This is a genomic window from Paenibacillus plantarum, assembly GCF_013141695.1.
Taxonomy (GTDB): domain Bacteria; phylum Bacillota; class Bacilli; order Paenibacillales; family NBRC-103111; genus Paenibacillus_E; species Paenibacillus_E plantarum.
This window is the reverse complement of sequence record NZ_WHNY01000014.1, coordinates 1-3,632: the sequence shown is the minus strand read 5'-3', so window position 1 is coordinate 3,632 and position 3,632 is coordinate 1. Positions and strand designations below refer to the sequence as shown.

Sequence of the window (3,632 nt, the reverse complement as noted above, 5' to 3'; positions counted from 1 at the left end):
CAACATTATCCTTTATCTTCAGCGCAAAGAAGACTCTTCTTAGTGAATCTACTTGAAGGGCAAAATATTAAATATAATATGCCAAGTAGCGCCATATTAGATGGAGAACTAGATTTGGAGCGCTTCCGTAATGCATATTCTCAGCTTTTGGCACGCCATGAAGTGTTACGAACCAGCTTCAGCTTTGTAGGCGGGCAACCCGTACAGACTGTCCATCGCCAAGTGCCCCAAGAGATCGAATATATCGAATTACAGGATAGTTCTGTCGTGAAATCCCTGTTAGATGCAGTAAAACCATTCGACTTAAACCAAGCACCGTTGATTCGAATGAAACTAGTTAAAGTATCAGAGAAACGGCATATCCTGATTTACGATATCCATCATATTATCTTTGATGGCATCTCGATTAGCGTGATTGTACAGGACTTGTTGGCTTTATACGATGGCGTGAGCTTGACTCCACTTGCCATTCAGTACAAAGATTTTGCATGGTGGCATAACGAAAGGTTACAAAGCGAAGAACTGAAGAAACAGGAAGCATATTGGTTAGACGTCTTTAGCGGAGACATCCCGAACACGAGGATTCCTGCTGATGCCGCTCGAACAGCTAAAAGGAATTTTACCGCGGAGACGATCAGATTTTACCTAGGAAAAGATGAAACAACCGCATTAAAGAGGGTCGCTTCGGAATCTGACGCTACCCTGTACATGATCCTATTGTCTGTGTTCAGTTTGCTGGTATCCAACTACACCAATCAGGAGGATATTGTAATTGGATCTCCTATTTCTGGACGGAACCATCCTGACCTAGAACCGTTAATCGGCATATTTATCAATGTATTGGCCATGCGGATCCATGCAAAAGGTTCAATAACCTTCCGTGAATTTCTAATGCAGACCAAAGAAACGGCACTCCAGGCCTACGAGCATCAGGAGTATCCGTTTGAGGAGTTAGTCGAAAAGCTGAATGTCAAACGGGATACAAATAGCCATCCGTTGTTTAATATCATGTTTGCGTTACATAGCCATTTAAGAGGAAACGCGAATCCTTCACGGCAGCTTAAGATTAAGGAGAGCGAGCACGAGATCGATACAGCGACCTATGATTTGACGCTGGATGCCTTGGAAACGGATAACGGTCTTGCCTTTAACCTTGTATATAGCAATGAATTGTATACCAAAGAAGCCATGCAACAGCTGGCCCATCATTTCTGCAATATGGTAGTAGAAGTTACCGCTGCTCCCGATTTGTTTGTCCGCGACATCCAGATGCTTTCCCACTCTGAGAAAACGCGAATCCTTGAAGCGTTTAATCCGAAAGAAACGCCGCTCGCAGGAAAGACGGTAACCCAGCTATTAGCGGAATCGCTGAAAGAGTATACCGGACGGACAGCAATTATTTGTCGAAATGAACGGCTGACCTATAGCGAGTTAGATAACAAGTCGGATCGGCTAGCCAAGGCATTGAGAGGCAAAGGTGTAGGGCGGGATAGCATTGTTGCCGTTTTGCTTCCACGTAGTACGGACTTGTTAGTTGCAATTCTAGGGGTTTTGAAAGCTGGCGGCGCGTACTTACCCATTGACCCCGACTATCCGAAAGATAGGATCACCTATATGGTCGAGGATAGCCAAGCTACAATTTTGTTAACTTCCAATGATCTAGCGGTTGAATCTGGTTTTCAGGGAGAAGTACTGAGACTGGGCATGATGGGTGAAGAAAGTGATTCGGATGAAGCCGTTGTCTTGTCGGAGATCAGCCCGCATGATTTAGCGTACGTCATTTACACATCCGGATCTACGGGCAAGCCAAAAGGCGTTATGGTAGAACAAGAGGCACTGTATAACTTCCTGGAGGGCATCCCAGCGGTCGTCAACTTTGGCCATGGGAAGACGATCGCTGCGCTGACGACCGTATCCTTCGATATTTTTGTACTAGAAACTTTGTTGCCGTTAACGCTGGGAATGCAAGTAGTAATTGCGGATGAACAAGAGCAAAAAGTGCCGGACCGCCTACATCGTCTACTGGTAGAACATCAGGTGGATATCATACAAGCGACGCCATCCCGCATTCGTCTCATGTTAGAACAAAGCCATAGCGAAGCATTGTTCCACCAAATCAGCCTTTTATTGGTGGGAGGCGAAACATTCCCAGATGATCTATTAAGGGAATTGAGAAAGTTATACTCCGGAAAATTGTACAATTTGTACGGTCCAACGGAAACGACGATATGGTCAATGGTCAAAGAAATGACGGAGGCAGATAAGGTTTCGATCGGCCGCCCCATCCAAAATACACAAGTTTACATTTTAGGGCCGAACCTGCAGGTGAAGCCAATTGGCTGTGCCGGTGATTTGTATATTGGAGGCAAAGGGGTAGCACGAGGCTATTACGGAAAACCTGAGTTAACGCAGGAGCGATTTATAACGCACCCATTCCTACCAGGAGAACGGCTTTACCATACTGGGGATATGGCGCGCCGGCTTGCCAATGGAGAGATTGAATACATAGGAAGAACCGATGGCCAGCTAAAGCTTAATGGATTCCGGATCGAGGCAGGAGAGGTCGAGGAGCAGCTGAAACAATTCAGCGGTATAAAGGAAGCGATCGTAAAGAAGTGGAAAGTGGAGTCAGGTGAATACTTATGTGCGTATATCCGAAGCGAGCATAAAGTAGATGTACAGGCAGTCAAAGCTTACTTAAGAGAAAACTTACCGTACTATATGGTGCCATCGACCATGATCCAATTAGAGCGATTCCCCTACACGCCGAATGGAAAGATTGACTGGAACGGGCTGCCAAGACCAACGTCCGCCTTGATCATGTCAGATAACTACCGAGTAGCGGACAGTGAGTTAGAGAAGGAAGTAACCGGGATATGGCAGGAAGTACTGGGGATGGACAAGATTGGAGTAGAAGATAATTTCTTCGATCTTGGCGGGAACTCCATCATGCTGGTGAAAATGCACCAGCAACTGGAGAAAAAGTACCCGGGAATGGTCGATGTTACGGAACTGTTTGGATTTGCAACAATTTCGAAGATAGCAAACAGAATTAGTAGCCAGCAAGCCCAATGCGGGTCCATTGAATTAAAGGCAGTGGGATTGCCAGAGGAATACTTTACGTTCAAATACAGCATCAATCCAACGGCAGTTATGCGATATCGAGTAGATAGCAGCGTATACGAAGGCATTCTCCATGGAGCTGCAAACATAGGTAAATCGACGGACGAGCTTCTATTATCGATATTCGTCTTTTTGCTGTCTAATGTAACAGATAGAGATGTGATTCATCTATCGGCGGCAGTAGGCATTAGGAGCGAACTAACGATGCTCACAATGGAACCATTCCGAAACATCCGGGATAAGGACGATCTCCAAGCATTGATTGAACAAATAGAAAAGGGTATGGAACAAGGCGAAAGAAGAGGATCCGAAGAGATCGTGAAGCTACGGGCAGCAAGAGGTAAAAGGGAGATTTTAGCGATGTATAAAACTAGCAGATCCGTATTTAGACAGTCCCTAGCAACTGTATTTGACCTTACGCTAGAAGTTAAGGAGACCCCGTCAACGCTAGAGATATCGCTAGAGTTTAACAACCGATTATTATCTGAAGGGAAAATGAAATCTTTGCT

The 3,632-nt window shown here is 45.3% G+C and carries 1 protein-coding gene; it reads left to right on the top strand.

Features of this window, described 5'->3' with window-relative positions:
• Positions 1–42: 42 nt before the first annotated feature.
• A partial coding sequence (locus tag GC096_RS04585; protein ID WP_312886186.1) for a non-ribosomal peptide synthetase occupies positions 43–3,632 on the top strand: 3,590 nt, incomplete at its 3' end.